Here is a 16,088-nt window from a genome sequence, read left to right as displayed (position 1 = left end):
TTTCCGCGGCGGTGGGAACCGGTGCCGCCCCGCGCGCGTCTAACAAGGTATGCGCTATTACCTTGCCCTCCTCACCGTTGCCACACTGTTCATCGCCCCGTTTCCCACCCCGCGCTCGCACATTGCGGCCGGTTCCGGGCCGCCGCGGGCCACCGTGCTCGGCTACTCGCGCGAGGAGTTCGGGCAGGGCTGGGCGGACACCGGCAACGGGTGCACCACCCGCACGGAGGCGTTGGCGGTGGCGTTCGGCGGGGATGGTGTGGCGTCGATAAGCTGCTCGACCCCGCACACGAGCTGGGGCGCCGCGCCGATCGACGACCCCTACACGGGCACCGCGATCACTCCCGCGGATGTCGAGCTCGACCACCTCATCCCGCTGTCCGCCGCGTGGGATCTCGGCGCGCACGCGTGGCCGCGGCGCACGCGCATCGCCTTTGCCAACGACCCGCGCAACCTCGTCGTCGTGTCCGCCACGGCGAACCAGGAGAAGTCGGACCAGCTGCCCAGCGAGTGGATGCCGCCCGCACGGAGGAAGCGGTGCGCGTACTCGCACCGGCTCGCGGACGTGGCGCAGGCGTATCACCTCGCGCTTCCTGCCGAGGACTTGCGCGCTATGCGACGCTCATGTGCAGGGTTTTCCGGCCTCACCGGCGCCCGCTCGCTGAATGGTTCCCAGGTTCATGCGCAAACCGCTGGCCGCGAACTGTGACGATCGTGCACGTGTCCATTACAGTAAGTCACCATGGTTACCTTTTTCACCGCCCTGCACGTCGTGGCCGCGATCATTCTGCTCGGCCCCGTCGTTGTCTCTACGTCCATGTTCCCCAAGCAAGCCGCAGAATCGCGCAACGGCGGCGAGGAAGCAACCGGTCGCGCATCCGTCCTGCACAAGGTGACGACCACCTACGGCATGCTTTCCGTCCTGGTCCCGCTGCTCGGCGCGGTCGTCATGGCCTCCGACTGGGGCACCTACAAGACCAACTACTTCCTGCACACGGCGATCATCCTGTCCGTGATCGCGTGGGGCCTGCTGTTCTTCCTGGTCATCCCGCAGCAGCGCAAGATGATGGGCTCGCTCGGCGCGCTCTCCCCTGCCGAAGGCGACGCCTCGGACGTTGCGCCGAACTTTGAGAAGGCCAAGGCCACGGCCACCGCAGGCTCCGGCATCTTCAACCTGCTCTGGCTGCTCACCTTCGTGCTGATGTTCCTGCCGGCGCCGGTCTAACCCGCCCGGAACGCATCTGCCCCGCCTCGCGCGGGGCTTTTTCGTGCCCCTGAACGCGCGGCTACTTCATAAAGGCCTGGGCAAGCTGGGCGAGCAGCGGCACCACGACAGCGAGGATGGGCACCACGATGGCCAGGATCTCACCCGGCGACTTCTCCGAGCTGGACGCAGCGCCGGACTCAGCACTAGACCCGTTCTCCGAGGATCCGGACGAACCGGCAGTGCTCTTATCAATGAGGCCGTCGTACAGCCCGGCCTCGTCCAGGCCGGCGGCGGCGAAGAACTCTCGGCTGGCCTGCTCGGAGGTGACCGCGCGGCCGTCGCGAGGCGCTGCTCCCCAGCCCATCGGCTTCCCCTTCACGTGCACCGGGCCAAGCCAGGCCTCGCCGACGCTGTTCGGGTCCGCCGGGCCGACCGATGTCACGCCCAAGAAGCCCTGGCCCTCCACCCAGATCGGGCCACCGGAATCGCCCTGCTGCCACGTAGACCCGCGCAGCGTGAAACTCTCGTTCACCGCGCGGTAGAAGGTGCCGCAGCTGAATTCATCGGTGCCCAGGTGGGACGTTTCGCCGTGGTAGCACACCTTCGCCCCGCGCTTTACCGCGGACGGAGCCACGATCGTATCCCCTGAGTAGACGTTGTCGCCCAGGCGCACGTCGCGGTCCCACTCGATATAGCCCCAGTCGTTAGAGAAGGCCCCGTCGTACTTGGTCGACGGCCGGAACGTGCCCATGTCCTTGGACTGCTTCCCGGTGGCGCGGTCCACGAGGTGGACGCGGTCGCCCTCCTTGCCGCAGTGCGCGGCGGTGTAGCTGATGTGCTGATCCTTGTCGTTGTAGCCCAGGGTGCACCACCCGATGCTCGTCCCGATGGCCATGCCCTGAACTGGCGAGTCGAGCTGCGCGGCCCCTGCCGGGGCGGGCACGAGCAGGGTTGAGGTGAGGAGCGCGGCGGCGAGCAGGGAACGGGAAGAAGACATGGGGTCCACCTAACATTGGAGAAAACTGGAAGCGAACTGCAATTCGCCCGAATATCTCCTAAGTGTAGTGCACAGAGGCCGGTTCCGGCAGGCCGAAGCGGGAAAATACCCCAAACACAGTACTGACCGCCCGGCGGAGCAGCTCCCCCGCCGGACCGACCGAGGACCCGCCGCGCGACACCGGGGCAGCCAGGTTCTCCATGTACAGCCCCATCAGCTGCGTTTGCGACACCGCCGGGCCGTCGCTTGGCACAACGCCAACGACGAAGTTGGCGCCACCGACCACGGGGAGCTGGCGAGCCGCCCACTGGCTGGAAATCACGCCGACGAAGCCGCGCCCCGGCACCCACACGGGCCCGCCGGAGTCGCCGGCGCGGGTGAGCGGGGCATCCACAAAGAACGTGTTCCCCACCGAACCCGCGAACTTTCCGCAGGTCTCGCCCCCGCCGCCGTGGCTGGTGTTGCCGTGGTAGCACACCGGCTCGCCGAGCGCGATGTCGTTCGGGTGCACCCAGCCGTTCCCCGAGTACCCATTTCCCCCGATCGCCACGCCCGGGTCCCACTGGATCGCCGCCCAGTCATTGCCCAGGCGCGAGTCGAACGCCTTCGAGCGGAAGAACGTTCCGACGGGGCCGCTCGACGCGCCGGTCGCGGGGTCCACGATGGCCACCCGGCCGCCCTCGCGCCCGCAGTGCGCCGCGATCAGGCTGCGTTGGTGCACGGGATCGCTGAAGCCCACCGTGCACTTTCCCCCGCCCTCAACGACCACCTCGGAGCCCTGCGCCACCACCGGCTGGGCAGCGGCGGGCTGCACGCTTATCGACGCCACCGCCATCGCCCCGAGCACGCACCCCACAACGGCTCGCGCCACCCGGCTTCCTGACGGCGCTGACAGTCCTGTCAGCGCGCGATGCGTTCCCCGGTGAAGTCCGAACATGGCACCCTTTCGCAGTGGAGGCAGTGAAGTCCATCTCACTCTACTGTGCGGGTGTGGCCTGCATTGAAACCACCCCGGAAAGCGCAACGGGGCCGGCGAGCGCTGTGCTCACCGGCCCCGTTTCCGCAGCAAGGGCCTAGTCCCAGTGACGCTTACCGCGCCCGCCCCTGTCGCGGCGATCGCCGCGGAACTTGTCCCGGCGATCCTTGTGGTCGCCGAAGCCACCGCGGCGCCCGCGACCGCCTCGGTCGCGCGGGGGTGCGCCGTGATCGCGCTGGATGTTGATCAGCTGACCGGAAATCCGGGTGTCGGAGAGCCGGTCCAGGACCTTCTTGTCCAGCTGCTTCGGCAGCTCCACCAGGGTGAAGTCTCCACCGATGGTGATGCGGCCGAAGTCCTTGGAATTGAGGCCACCCTCGTTCGCCAGCGCGCCGACGATGGCACCCGGCCGGACGTGCTGGCGCTTGCCCACGTCCAGGCGGTAGGTGTCAAAGTTCTCGCTGTCGTTGTGGCGGCGCTTGCCGCGCCCGCGATCGTCACGGTCGTCACGTCCGCGACGGCCGCGCCCACCACGGTCGTCGCGATCCCAACGGTCGCGATCGCGCCGGTCGCGCTTGTCCTTCGGCGGCTCCTTCATGAGGAACTCGTCGCCCGCAAGCGCCTGCGTGGCGAGCGCTGCGGCGATGTCATCCATCGGCACGTTGTTCGCCGCCGAGTACTCGCGCACCATGGATTTGAAGATCTGCAGGTCGGACGCCTCGAGGGATTCGGTGATGGAGTCCATGAACTTCGCCTTGCGGCTCTCGTTGACCTCGTCCACGGTGGGCAGGTCCATCTCTTCGATCTTCGCGTTGGTCACGCGCTCGATGGAGCGCAGCATGCGACGCTCGCGCGGGGTGACAAAGAGGATCGCCTCGCCGGACCGACCCGCGCGGCCGGTGCGGCCGATGCGGTGGACGTACGACTCGGTGTCGTTCGGGATGTCAAAGTTGAGCACGTGCGAGATGCGCTCGACGTCGAGGCCGCGGGCGGCGACGTCGGTGGCCACAAGGATGTCCAGGCGGCCGTCGCGCAGTTGATCCACCGTTCGCTCGCGCTGCTGCTGCGCAATGTCGCCGTTGATGGCGGCGGCGGAGAATCCGCGGGCGCGCAGCTTCTCGGCCAGCTCCTCGGTCTCGTTCTTCGTGCGGACGAAGACGATCATCGCCTCAAACTCGGTCACCTCAAGGATGCGGGTGATCGCGTCGAGCTTGTTGCGGTGCGCCGTGAACAGGTAGCGCTGCGTGATGTTGGTGTTCGTTCGGGTCTCCGACTTGACGGTGACCTCTTCGGGGTCGTTGAGGTAGTCGCGGGAAATCCGGCGGATCGCCTTCGGCATTGTCGCGGAGAACAGGGCCACCTGTTTCTCGTCCGGCGTGTCCTCCAGGATGCGCTCGACGTCCTCCTGGAAGCCCATGTTGAGCATCTCGTCGGCCTCGTCCAGCACCAGGAAGCGCAGGCTGGAGATGTCCAGCGAGCCCTTCTCCAGGTGGTCGATGACGCGGCCCGGGGTGCCCACGATGATCTGCGCGCCGCGACGCAGGCCAGACAGCTGAATGCCGTACGCCTGCCCGCCGTAAATCGGCAGGATGTGCACGCCGCCCAGGTGGTCGGCGAAGGACTGGAAGGAATCGGACACCTGCAGCGCCAACTCACGCGTCGGCGCGAGGATGAGTGCCTGCGGGTACCGCTTGCTCGTGTCGATGCGGCTCAGGATCGGCAGCGCGAACGCCGCGGTCTTGCCCGTACCGGTCTGCGCCAGGCCGACGACGTCGCGGCCCTGCATCAGCAGCGGAATCGTCTCCGCCTGGATTGCGGACGGCTTTTCAAAGCCGACCTTCTTCACTGCCGCGATCACGTTGTCCGGCAGGCTCAGCGTGGTGAAGCCGTTTTCCGGCTCTGCATTCTCCTCGCTGGACTCGTTCGGCGTCGTTGCTTCGGTTGCTTCAGTATTTACTTTCTCGGTGGCTTCTGCAGTCTTCTGCACAGAAGCGCCGGTGTGCTCAGAGGAACCCGCATCCCTGGTGTCTTCTGCAGCGGCAGGCTCAACTGCGTCCGCTGCGACATCCTGCGGGGTGTTCTGAGTTTCCGACAAGTTCATATCCGGCCCATTTTCGCTGCCGGTCGCGTTTTCGGAATTGCTCATTGCTTCACCAGCGTACGCCACATGGAGCCCCAGGACTATTCCGCAAGTTGGCCATCCGCACCCGGCGCTGGCGTTTCCACCCCCGTTTGGCTGCAACTCACTACACCCACCCAATGTGACATGTCCCGCAATAGCGCAGTAGTGTTTCCCGCATGACTTCACCGCTCGCGCTGACCCTGGTCGGGTTGGCCATCATCCTCGTCACCGTCGGCGTGCTCCTCAAAGGCAAAATGCACCCGATTATCGCCATGACCCTCATCCCGATCATCGGCGCGCTCATCACCGGCTTCGGCATCGGTGACATCACCGACTTCTACGGCGAAGGCCTCGAGCGGGTCATGGGGGTGGTCGTGATGTTTATCTTCGCGATCATCTTCTTCGGCATCCTTTCCGATGTCGGCCTCTTTGACCCCGTCATCACCGCGCTCATCCGCGCCACCCGCGGCCAGGTCATGCTGGTCACCCTCGGCACCGCCGCGATCGCGATCGTCGCGCACCTCGACGGCTCCGGCTCGACCACCTTCCTGCTCACAATCCCGGCGCTCCTCCCCTTGTACAAGGCGATGCGGATGTCCAGATACGTGCTACTCACCCTCGTCGCGCTGTCCGCGTCCGTGATGAACATGATCCCGTGGGGCGGCCCCGTCGGCCGCGCCGCCAGCGTCATCGAGGCCACCCCCAACGAGATCTGGGCCCACCTCCTCCCCGCTCAGGGCATCGCCATCGTCCTCGTCTTTCTTGTCGCCGCAGGCTTCGGCCTATCCGAGAAGCGCCGTATCTCGAAGCGATCGCTTCACGACGCCACCGCCACCGTCGACGTCAACGCCATCGCCGAAGAGTTCCGCCGCTCCCAGGCGGAGGAGCGCGCCAAATTCAACCTCACCCCGCGTACCGGCACCTGGGTCACCGCGATCAACGTCATCGTCACCCTCGCGCTGATCGGCGTCCTCGTCTCCGGCATCACCTCGCCCGGGCCGGCGTTTTTGGTGGGCACGGCGCTGCTGCTCATCACCAACTTCGCCACCCTGGACGACCAGAACGACGTGCTGCGCCGCCACGCCCCGACCGCACTATCCATGGCCGGCGTGATCCTCGCCGCCGCGATGTTCCTCGGTGTGCTCGACGGCACCGGGATGCTCGAGCAGATCGCGCTCTCGCTCATCTCGGTCCTGCCCGCGTCCGTCGGCGCCTACATCCACGTCATCGTCGGCCTGCTGGGCGTGCCCCTCGACCTGGCCACCTCCACGGACGCCTACTACTTCTCGGTCCTGCCCATCGTGCAGGAAACCTCCGCGGCGTTCGGCGTCTCCGGCATGGGCGCGGCCACCGCCATGATCGTCGGCAACGTCATCGGCACGTTTGTCAGCCCGTTCTCCCCCGCCCTGTGGCTGGGCCTCGGGCTGGCCGGTGCCAACATGGGCAAGTACATCCGCGTCGCGTTCCCGCTGTGCTGGGGCTTCTCGGTCGTCCTCGTGCTCGGCGCGTTTGCGACCGGGATGATGGCGTAATAGGCCCTTCCGATCACCCGCCGCAAAACAGGAACATTGCCGTACTATGTGCGCATGCGTAAAACTTCTTCCCTGCTAGCTTCAGTCCTTCTGCTTGCCCTCCCGCTGTCCGCCTGCGGCAGCGGCGACAGCGACAACAGCGCATCCCAGGATGCGTCGAGCACCACGAGTTCCCGGTCCGATGAAGAGGTGATCGCCGCGTCGCAGGCGGCGCGATCGTCGTCAAGCGCTGCGAAGTCCGCGTCCTCCGCCGCGGCCGCCTCCTCCTCTGCCGCTGCCAAGACCGAGCCGACGACCTACAAGGCGATTGCCACCGACGACCCCCAGCCGATCGGCACCAAGTGCGGCGAGATTGTCAACGCGTACGGCGAGCGCCTCGAGGTGATCGTGGTGAAGGACGGGACGTCCTGTAGCGCTGGCCAGCACGTCATGGAGGAATACAAGGCCGACGATTACGGCGCGGACGCGGACCGCTTCCACAACTGGACCTCCGAAGAGGGCTGGCACTGCTCCATGGACTGGCTGCTCCCCCGCGAGCTGGACACGCACTCGCAGGGCCGCATGACCTGCCAGGACGCCGACCTGCTCGACCCGTCCGACGACCCAGACAACACCGACGAGACCTCGACGCGCGGCAACGCGGCGCGCTTCGGCGAGCCGCGCCACCAGGTCGTGGCCATGTACCCGCAGGAGGCCACCGAGGCCGTCGACGAGATTCCGCGCTAAAAAACGCCGCGGGAACACACAGCCCGCTTTCTAGTTTTTCGAATGCACGCACGTCGTTGGGCCACGTCCGTTCTCCTGGTGTCCGCTTCCCTCGCACTCGCCGCCTGCGGAGGGGGCGGCGGGGAACCTGGCGCCGACGGCACGACCTCTGCGACCTCTGCGACCGCGGCGAGCACGGAAGCCGTGACCAGCGATGCACCCAGCGCGGAGTCCGAGGCACCAGACACGAGTGCCGCGGAGGCGGAGCAGGCCGACCTTTACACCGTCGTCGACCCGGAGCGGTTCCTGCTCGGTACCGCATACGTCATCGGCGGCGACGGCGACCGCTGGTTCCACGACTGTTTCATCAAGACATCGGAGCTCAACTCCGAATCTGATTCGGGGACCTATTGCCACGCGGACTTCGCCGACCCCGTGCCCCCGATCGAGGAGGACTACGGCGTTCCCAATCCGCCGGCTCCGAACGTGATCAACTGGGACGAGGACGGCGGGCGTTTCAGCACGGCGTATTCCCCCGGCGCCGAGCTCCACCCCGGCACCCAGCACCTCAGGCAGGGCGAGCAGGTGACGGTCGACGGCCTCACCGTCACCCACCTCCACGGCGGCGGCTACCGGCAATGTCTGCGGCACCGTCGAGAGTTCGATGGGTGGCTCGTACCAAATCATCGCCTTGGAGGACGGCACGACCTGTGAGAGCGCCCTTGCGGCGATGCGCGGCTACGTCGACGCGTACAGAAACGGCGCGGTCGAGGGCCAAGCCGGGTTCTGGACCGCGCCGAACGGCTGGGGCTGCGCGAACGGGTGGTTCCTCCCCGGCGACGAGCAGATCCGCGCCAATGCCAAGAACACGTGCAGCGCGTCGGACCGCGCCGGCAACCCCGCCAAGGAGGGATCCGGCGCGGTGGTCGCGCTGCGGCCTGACGACGTCGCCCGCTTCTAGCCGGCCCGCCCCAGAAATCTCGTGCGTGTTACCCAGGCCACAGTTACACTGAGAGCCGTGACACACTCACTGACACGCAAGGCCCTTCCCCTCTGTGCTGCGGCGGCGTTGACGTTGGCGTCGTGTAGCGCTGCGCCAGACGACGCCCCCGAGACTGAAACCACCACCACAGAAGCCACCGCATCCAGCGAGACCACCGAATCACGTCCACCCGAATCCACGACCAGCACCAAACCCACCACGACGGAGGTCCGCGAGGTCTCGCCCGAGGAGCTCGCCGGCCTCACTGAGGTCCCCGCGGACACGTTCAAGGCCACGCCGGTGACCTTCGCCGTCGGCTTCCCCGGGGTAGGAACCAAGGGCTGCATGGTCCCCACCGAGCGCATGGCGCCCAGCTACGCCCAGGGCAAGGACGAGATGTTCCAATTCAACTGCGACATCGGCATCGAAGACCCCGCAAACCCGGCGCGCGAATACGACACCCCGCCGGAATCCGGCGAGCGCGCACTGTCCATGCAGTACGAGCCGACGGTCGGCTTCTACACCTTCAGCAGCCAGGAGCCGATACACAAGGACGAGTACACGAAGGATTACCCGGAGCTGCAGGTCGGGCAGAAGGTTGCGCTGAGTGGGTTTACGCTCGCCCGCCCGGCAGAAGACACCGTCGTTATCCAGCGTGGCGTGCACAGCCTCACCATCTCCAACGGCAACACCGCGGTGCACAGCCCGCCGGCGGAAAGTGTGCAGCAGGGCGAGCCGAATCCGGACTTGTTCGACTTCTCCAACACCGCCGCGCCCGAGGGCACGCCGTGCAACGTGGTCAGCGCCTCGGACACCGAGACCGGCGAGACCCACCACTTCTCCCTCATCGCGCACGCCGACAACACGGACTGCACCACCACGTTTGATGTGGCCCAGCGTTTCATCACTGCCTTGCAGGCCGGCGAGGTGCAGCCGCCGACGATGGAGTGGTCCTCGCCCGACGGCTGGTCGTGCAGCATGGACTATATGCTGCCGGGCACGCACACCGACGTGCTCAACGCGGCCCCGCTGTGCCGGAACGAAGGCGGCGGCGCCTTCGTCATCGCCGGTACCGAGATGCTCTAGCGCTGTGTCGCTTCTCGACGCCACCGCTCAAGCTTCAGCCGCGCGGCCAGCCCACCGCCGGAACGCGGCTTGAGGTCGAGGTGTCCGCCGTGGGCGCGCGCGATGGCGTCGGCAAGCGAAAGTCCCAACCCGTGCGAACCCGCGACGCGCCCGGCTCCCCTCACGAACGGCTCTTTGAGCCGCTCAACCTCGCGTTCGCCCAGCTCGGGGCCACCATTATCGACGCCCACCTCAACGGCCCCATCCGTAACCCTCACCACCACCGCGGCGGTGCCCGGCGCGCCGTGCTCGACCGCGTTGGCGACGAGGTTACCCAGGGCCTGGCGCAGCAGCACCGCGTCGCCGGCAACCGTCGCCGCGGCGGGATCGACGCGCAGCGCGACGCCGTACTGCGCGCACACCTCCTCGCACAGCGCGGCCACGTCCACCTGCTCGCCGCGCACGCTGCCGGGCTGCGCCGCCTCGGCGCGCGCGAACGCAAGCAACCGCTCGACCGTTTCCCCGGCGCGCGCGTTGACCTCGCGAATCCGGCGCAGCGCGGTGGCGCTCTGCTCCCCTTGCATGAGCGCGACGTCCGCGACCGTCTGGATCGTAGCGATCGGGGTTTTTAGCTCGTGCGAAGCGTTGGCGGCGAAGCGGCGCTGCGCGTCGAGCGAGGCTTCCAGCGAGTCCAGCATCTGGTCGAAGGCGCGGGCCAGGTCGCCGACGTCATCGGCAGGCCCTTCGTAGTGCATGCGCTGGCTGACCTCGCCGTTTGAGACCCGGCGCGCCACCGTGGCGAGCCGGCGCACGGGCGTGAGCACGTACCCGGCGACAAACCAGCCCACCGCCCCCGCAAGCGCGGTGAGCAGGGCAAGCGCGATCAGCATGGTGACGAGCACGACGGTGATGATGTCGGCGGGGATGGGCATGGCGGCGTCGATAAGCACTCCCTCCGGCCCTGGCAGAGAGACGTGCAGCGGCACCGGTGTGAGCGCGAGGTATGCGCACACGAGCGCGGTGAGCGCCGCGCCGGCGGAAAAGACTGTGGCCACGAACACAAGGGTCAGGCGCAGGCGCAGCGTCACGGGCGCGCCTCCTCCGCGGCGTAGTATCCCGCGCCGGGCTGGGTGTGGATGATCCAGGGCTGGCCCAGCTTGCGGCGCAGGTGCGAGATGGTCACACGCGGCGAGTTGGTAAATGGGTCGGCGAACGCGTCCCACGCCTCCTCGAGCAGCGCCTCGGCGGACAGGACCGCGCCGTCGGCGGCGAGCAGCGTCTCCAGCACCGCGAATTCCTTCGGACTCAGCGCGATCGGCGCGCCCGCGCGGGTCACGGTGCGGCGCGCGGTGTCCATGCGCACGTCCGCGCAGCGCAGCACGTCGGCCTGCGGCGGGGTGTGGCGGCGCATGAGCGCGTCCACGCGCGCGAGCAGCTCGGGCACCTCGAAGGGTTTGGTGAGGTAGTCGTCGGCGCCAAGCGCGAAGCCGCCAAGCCGCTCGTCCAGCGCGCTGGCCGCGGTGAGCATGAGCACGCGGATGTGCGGGTAGTCGGCGCGGATGCGGGCGCAGACCTCGTCGCCGTGAACGCGCGGGAGGTCCCGGTCGAGGACGACCACGTCGGCGGATTCGAGCATCTCGAGCGCCTGCGCGCCGTCGTAGGCAACCTGGGTCTGCAGGCCGTGCGCGGCGCAGGCGGCGGCGATGGCGTCGGCGAGGTAGGCCTCGTCTTCCACAACTAACACGTTGGACATGCGGGTCAGTCTAGCGCTGGTGAGCGCGGGTGGAGCGCGCGTTAACGCTCTCGCAACACGGCAGTTTTTAGCGTGTGCACCATGACGATTGCTTCCAGACTTCCCCCGCCCACGCGCATCGCGGGTCTCGAAGCCGCCCGCGCCGTCGCACTCGCCGCGATGATGTGCGCGCACCTGACCGATTCGACCTCGCCGTGGCTCTACGGCTTCCCGTCGGCGCTGTTCGTGGTGCTCGCTGGCGTGTCGATGCAGGTCTCGTCGCGCGCGACGGGCGGGGTGGCGCTGGCGCGTCAGCGCCACCAGGCGATGCTGCGTGGCGCGGCCCTGCTCGCCCTGCACGTCGTGCTCACCCCGCTGACCGGCACGATCGAGGTGGTTCTCGGCGCGTTCGGCGCCTGCTACCTCGCACTCGCCCCGGCGCCGCGCTGGCGCACGCGCACGCTCGCGGCCCTGTTCGCCGCGCTCACGCTCGCCTCGGCGCTGCGCCTCCCACTCGCGGTCACCGCCCCGCCGTACCCGCTGTTCGAGTGGGCCGCGCTCATGGTCGCCGGCCTCATCGCGGCGCGCCTGCGCCCGCGCGTGTGGCTCGCAGCGCTCGGCTTCGCGCTCGCCGTCGGCGGCGTGTGGGCCCGCTCGCTTATCGACGCCCACCTCCACCCCTTCCTCAACCCCAATGGCCACACCGGCGGCCTCATCGCCATCCTCAGCGAGGTCGGCTGCTCCCTGGGCGTCCTCACCGTCTGCCTCATCGTGTTCCGGCGCTTCTGCCCGTACCCGCTGCAGGCCCTGGGCCGGATGCCGCTGACGGTGTACTGCCTGCACGTGACCACTGCGGACCTTGTGCCGTCCGGCGCGGCATCCGCGGCCGTGAGCATCGCCGCCGCGTGCGCGCTTGCGTCGGTGTGGCTGCTGCGCTTCCCGCGCGGCCCGCTCGAAGAAGCCCTGCGCGCGTTCACCCGGTCGCTCTCGCGCCAGGACCTACCCCCGCGACCACTTCCCACCACACTTACCAAAGGAGCATAACCATGCGAATCTCCACCTCCACGATCCCCGCCGCCGCTGCGCTCGTCACAGCGCTCACGGCGCTGGCCGCCACGCCCGCCGGGGCGCTCGAATCCGACACGTTCGCCGCCGATTCCCCCGACACCGCGTCCGAGGGCGCGAGCGTCGTTTCCGTGCGCACCGCCAACGACGACCCTGCCGACGGCGTGTGCACTGGCACCGCAGTCGCGCCGCACTGGGTGGTCACCGCCCGCCACTGCATGGACCACCTGCCCACCGCCGGCGGGTCGGTGCGGACCGGCGAGGGTAACGCGCAGCGGACGGTGGCCGTGGATCGGTGGCTCACCGCGCCCCAGGGCGACATCGCGCTGCTGCACACCGCCGATGACCTCGGCCTGGACCGCTACGCCACCGTGGACACCGAGGTCCCCGGCCCCGACACCGCCGCCCGCGTCTACGGCTGGTCCTCCGACGGCTCGGGCGCCACGACCCGCCTGCCCGTCACCGACGCGACCGTCGAGGGCGCAAGCCCCATGGCGCTTTTCGACGCCCACCAAGCCCTCACCATCGCGCTCGCCCAGGGAGCCGGCATCCAGGGTGGCGACTCCGGCGGCCCCGTCTTCCGCGACGGCAAGCTCACCGGCGTGCTCAGCGCCGGGCTGTTTGTGAACCCGGACGACCCGGAGGAAGTCGCCATGGACACCAACGCGGCCGCCTCCGCCGCCCCGCTCGGCGACGCCGCCGAGTGGATCAACGACACAATCGCCGACGACCTGAGCGACGCTGATGCCGCGGCAGACCCCGGCGCCGGCGGGGCGTCTGCGGCGCCGTACCTCATCGCCATCGCGGTGCTGCTCGCCGTGGCGGCCGGTGCGGCGGTGGTTGCGCGGCGGAGGGGGCACGGAGGCGTCGATAAGCAATAGGCCGAACCCCACATTTGGCGAGGCTCAATGTGGCAATATGCTGTAAAAGCCCATTGTTTCGGACAATTTTATGGAAGGTGGCTCAGCGCCGATGTCCACGAGCTCCCCAACACCTGCGAAGCCCGCACGCAAAGCTCGAGGCCTCAGCCACCGACACATCCACTTCATCGCGCTCGGCTCCGCCATCGGCACCGGCTTGTTCTACGGCTCGGCCGGCGCGATCCAGGCCGCTGGGCCGTCCGTCCTGCTGGTGTACCTCCTCGGCGGCGCGGTGGTGTACTTCATGCTCCGCGCGCTCGGCGAGATGAGCGTGCGCCACCCCGTCCGCGGCTCCTTCGCCGTGTACGCGCGAGAGCACCTCGGCGGGCTGGGCGGCTACATCACCGGCTGGATGTTCGCCTTCGAGATGATCATCGTGTGCCTGGCGGACCTCACCGCCATCGGCATCTACATGAAGTTCTGGTTCCCCGGCACGCCCGCCTGGGTGTGGATCACCGCGACCCTGTTGGTCATCGGCGCCGCCAACCTGGCCAGCGTGCGGTGGTTCGGCGAGCTGGAGTTCGCGTTCACGCTGATCAAGGTCGTCGCTGTGGTGGCCATGATCGTCGGCGGCGCGGCCGTCCTCGCCTTCGGGCTGGGCACGCACCCCGAAACCACGGGGCTTGCCAACCTGTGGAACGACGGCGGTTTCTTCCCCAACGGTCCCGAGGGCATGATTGCCGCGTTCATCCTCGTCCTCTTCGCGTTCGGCGGCACCGAGATCATCGGCGTGGCCGGCACCGAGGCCGACGACCCGGACCGCTCCATCCCCAAGGCCGTGAACACGGTGCCGGTGCGCATCCTCCTGTTCTACGTGCTGGCCATCCTCATCATCCTCATGCTCAACCCGTGGCGCAGCATCACCGGCGACGAGTCCCCGTTCGTCCAAATCTTCTCCACCCTCGGCGTGAACTGGGCGGCGGGCCTGCTCAACCTGGTGGTCATCACCGCGGCGCTTTCCGCCATCAACGCGGACCTCTTCGGCACCGGGCGCGTGCTCACCGGCCTGGCTCGCGAGGGACTCGCGCCCCGCGTGATGGCGCGCACGGTTCGCGACATCCCCGTCATGACCACCGTGACCCTGCTCATCGTCCTGGTCGTGGGCGTTGTCCTCAACGCGCAGTTCCCCAACGTCTTCGAGACGATCGCCGCGCTCGCCACCTTCGCCACCGTCTTCGTCTGGCTGATGATCCTCATCGCCCACCTCGCCTCGCGCCACCGCATGACGGCCGCCGAGCAGCGCGCGCTGCACTTCCCGGTCCCGTTCTGGCCTTACGGCCAGTGGTTCGCCGTGGCGTTCATCCTGTTCACGTTCGGCATCATGGTGTGGCTGCCGCAGTACCACGTCGCCCTCGCCGCCGGCGTCGTCTTCCTCGTCGTCATGACGGGCATGTACTTCGTCACCGGCCGCCCGAAGGCGATCGCTGCGGCGCACACGGAGGAGGACTTCAAGTAGGGCTGGCTTATCGACGCCACCGTGCCCGCTTTCGCCCGAATACGTCCGACTTTACGGGAAATTCCGTTGTTTTCTGACCGGCTCCGCGGCACCGGCCCCAACGTTGTGCAATGATGGATGCCGGAAACAACGTCTACCGGTCACGGTATCGGAAAGAGGAGAACCACAGTGAGCATCACGAACCCGTCCACCCCGAAGAACAACATCACCCCCGGCAACAAGGTCGTGCTCATCGGCGCCGGCGCCGTTGGTGTCGCCTACGCCTACGCCCTGATCAACCAGGGCCTGTGTGACCAGCTCGCCATCATCGACCTCGCTGAGGAAAAGACTCGCGGCGAGGTCGAGGACCTGAACCACGCTGTCCCCTACTCCGGCCACAACACCAAGGTCACCTTCGGCACCTACGAGGACTGCCGCGACGCGGCACTGGTGGTCAACTGCGCGGGCGTCGCTCAGCGCGAAGGCGAAACCCGCCTGGACCTGGTGGGCCGCAACGTGAAGATCTTCGAGTCCATTAACAAGGAGGTCATGGCAAACGGCTTCAACGGCATCTACCTGGTCGCCACCAACCCGGTCGACATTCTGACCTACGCCACCCAGAAGCAGACCGGCCTGCCCGCCTCCCAGGTGCTCGGCTCCGGCACCGTCCTGGACACCGCCCGCTGGCGCTACAACCTGTCCCAGAAGTACAACGTGTCTGCATCGTCGGTGCACTCCTACATCATCGGCGAGCACGGCGACACCGAGCTCCCGGTCATCTCCACCGGCTCCATCGCAGGTATCGCGCTGCGCAACCGCCTCGCCGAGGAAGCCGAGAGCAACCCGGACGTGTACAAGGAGGTCGACGAGATGTTCGTAGCAACTCGCGACGCCGCGTACCACATCATCCAGGCAAAGGGCTCGACCGACTTTGGCATCGGCAGCTGCCTCGCCCGCATCACCCGCGCCATCTTCGCCAACGAGGACGTCGTCCTGCCGATCTCGGCCAAGCTGGACGGCCAGTACGGCCACAACGACATCTACATCGGCACCCCGGCCGTGGTGAACCGCAACGGTGTGCGCGAGGCCGTCGAACTCCGCCTCAACGATGAGGAGAAGGAGAAGTTCGACCACTCCGCAACCACCCTGCGCAAGGTCATGGAGGACGCTGGCCTGGTCTAAGCCAGCGCTCACGCTCGACTCGTAAAAAGGCACCGCAGTTCTGAACTGGCCCCCGAAAGTTGGACTGGTTTAACTCTAGGTGGTTAGGGCTTCAAGGGTCTGATTTCGATATTGCATCGGGGTCAGGCCCTTGAGTCGTTGTTGGATGCGTTCGGTGTTGTACCACTG

Annotated in this window: 17 protein-coding genes; 11 read left to right on the top strand and 6 right to left on the bottom strand. The window is 67.7% G+C overall.

The annotated features are described in order from the left end of the window. The first annotated feature begins 49 nt into the window (after positions 1–49). Both EAW56_RS09465 and EAW56_RS09460 read left to right on the top strand, forming a co-directional pair. Positions 50–709 carry a GmrSD restriction endonuclease domain-containing protein gene (locus EAW56_RS09465; protein WP_095546182.1) on the top strand — a complete coding sequence of 220 codons (660 nt, stop codon included), beginning with the start codon at positions 50–52 and terminating at the stop codon, positions 707–709. Between the two features lie 33 nt (positions 710–742). Then, entirely contained in the window at positions 743–1,225 is a 483-nt protein-coding gene (locus EAW56_RS09460) for a DUF2269 domain-containing protein (protein ID WP_095535086.1), read from the top strand. 61 nt (positions 1,226–1,286) lie between these two features. On the opposite strand, the gene EAW56_RS09455 is transcribed toward EAW56_RS09460, so the two are convergent. From EAW56_RS09455 to EAW56_RS09445, 3 genes are all read right to left on the bottom strand, one after another. Next, entirely contained in the window at positions 1,287–2,204 is a 918-nt protein-coding gene (locus tag EAW56_RS09455; protein WP_122086282.1) for a trypsin-like serine protease, read from the bottom strand. A gap of 58 nt (positions 2,205–2,262) precedes the next feature. Beyond that, on the bottom strand, positions 2,263–3,075 hold the full coding sequence (locus EAW56_RS09450; protein WP_122086280.1) for a chymotrypsin family serine protease: 813 nt from the start codon (positions 3,073–3,075) through the stop codon (positions 2,263–2,265). Positions 3,076–3,277: 202 nt separating this feature from the next. Continuing rightward, positions 3,278–5,326: a DEAD/DEAH box helicase gene (locus tag EAW56_RS09445; RefSeq protein ID WP_095546186.1), complete on the bottom strand. Its 2,049-nt coding sequence runs from the start codon at positions 5,324–5,326 to the stop codon at positions 3,278–3,280. A gap of 152 nt (positions 5,327–5,478) precedes the next feature. On the opposite strand from EAW56_RS09445, the gene EAW56_RS09440 reads away from it, so the two are divergent. From EAW56_RS09440 to EAW56_RS09420, 5 genes are read left to right on the top strand one after another with little or no spacing between them, the layout of a single operon-like run. Continuing rightward, positions 5,479–6,834: a CitMHS family transporter gene (locus EAW56_RS09440; protein ID WP_122086278.1), complete on the top strand. Its 1,356-nt coding sequence runs from the start codon at positions 5,479–5,481 to the stop codon at positions 6,832–6,834. Between the two features lie 54 nt (positions 6,835–6,888). Beyond that, positions 6,889–7,560 carry a hypothetical protein gene (locus tag EAW56_RS09435; RefSeq protein WP_147453276.1) on the top strand — a complete coding sequence of 224 codons (672 nt, stop codon included), beginning with the start codon at positions 6,889–6,891 and terminating at the stop codon, positions 7,558–7,560. A gap of 42 nt (positions 7,561–7,602) precedes the next feature. Then, complete coding sequence (locus EAW56_RS09430; protein WP_147453275.1) at positions 7,603–8,253, top strand: hypothetical protein; 651 nt, start codon at positions 7,603–7,605, stop codon at positions 8,251–8,253. Next, positions 8,204–8,500 carry a hypothetical protein gene (locus EAW56_RS09425; protein ID WP_147453274.1) on the top strand — a complete coding sequence of 99 codons (297 nt, stop codon included), beginning with the start codon at positions 8,204–8,206 and terminating at the stop codon, positions 8,498–8,500. The genes EAW56_RS09430 and EAW56_RS09425 overlap by 50 nt, the downstream gene beginning before the upstream one ends. Positions 8,501–8,557: 57 nt before the next feature. Continuing rightward, the gene (locus EAW56_RS09420; RefSeq protein WP_147453273.1) at positions 8,558–9,607 is read left to right on the top strand and encodes a hypothetical protein; all 1,050 of its coding nucleotides are present in this window, start codon (positions 8,558–8,560) and stop codon (positions 9,605–9,607) included. Here the strand turns inward: EAW56_RS09420 and EAW56_RS09415 are convergent. Together EAW56_RS09415 and EAW56_RS09410 are read right to left on the bottom strand one after the other, a co-directional pair. Next, a complete protein-coding gene (locus EAW56_RS09415; RefSeq protein ID WP_122086272.1) occupies positions 9,604–10,674 on the bottom strand; it encodes a sensor histidine kinase in 1,071 nt (356 codons plus the stop codon). The two genes, EAW56_RS09420 and EAW56_RS09415, sit on opposite strands and share 4 nt — an antisense overlap. Next, entirely contained in the window at positions 10,671–11,339 is a 669-nt protein-coding gene (locus tag EAW56_RS09410) for a response regulator transcription factor (protein ID WP_095536984.1), read from the bottom strand. The genes EAW56_RS09415 and EAW56_RS09410 overlap by 4 nt, the downstream gene beginning before the upstream one ends. A gap of 81 nt (positions 11,340–11,420) precedes the next feature. Between EAW56_RS09410 and EAW56_RS09405 the strand changes: the two genes are divergently transcribed. From EAW56_RS09405 to EAW56_RS09390, 4 genes are all read left to right on the top strand, one after another. Then, positions 11,421–12,362 (top strand): DUF418 domain-containing protein, encoded by a 942-nt coding sequence (locus tag EAW56_RS09405; RefSeq protein ID WP_122086271.1) that lies wholly within the window; start codon positions 11,421–11,423, stop codon positions 12,360–12,362. Positions 12,363–12,364: 2 nt separating this feature from the next. Further along, on the top strand, positions 12,365–13,264 hold the full coding sequence (locus EAW56_RS09400; RefSeq protein ID WP_122086269.1) for a trypsin-like serine protease: 900 nt from the start codon (positions 12,365–12,367) through the stop codon (positions 13,262–13,264). A 91-nt stretch (positions 13,265–13,355) separates the two neighbouring features. After that, positions 13,356–14,759 (top strand): amino acid permease, encoded by a 1,404-nt coding sequence (locus EAW56_RS09395; protein ID WP_122086268.1) that lies wholly within the window; start codon positions 13,356–13,358, stop codon positions 14,757–14,759. Between the two features lie 168 nt (positions 14,760–14,927). Then, positions 14,928–15,920 (top strand): L-lactate dehydrogenase, encoded by a 993-nt coding sequence (locus tag EAW56_RS09390; protein WP_240510656.1) that lies wholly within the window; start codon positions 14,928–14,930, stop codon positions 15,918–15,920. A 75-nt stretch (positions 15,921–15,995) separates the two neighbouring features. Here the strand turns inward: EAW56_RS09390 and EAW56_RS09385 are convergent. Next, positions 15,996–16,088, bottom strand: a 93-nt coding sequence (locus tag EAW56_RS09385) for an IS3 family transposase (protein WP_147453238.1), incomplete at its 5' end; no start/stop codon positions are given.

Source organism: Corynebacterium gottingense (genome assembly GCF_003693265.1).
Lineage (GTDB): Bacteria > Actinomycetota > Actinomycetes > Mycobacteriales > Mycobacteriaceae > Corynebacterium > Corynebacterium gottingense.
Note: the sequence above shows the minus strand (reverse complement) of the source record. Positions and strands in the feature narration are given on the sequence as shown.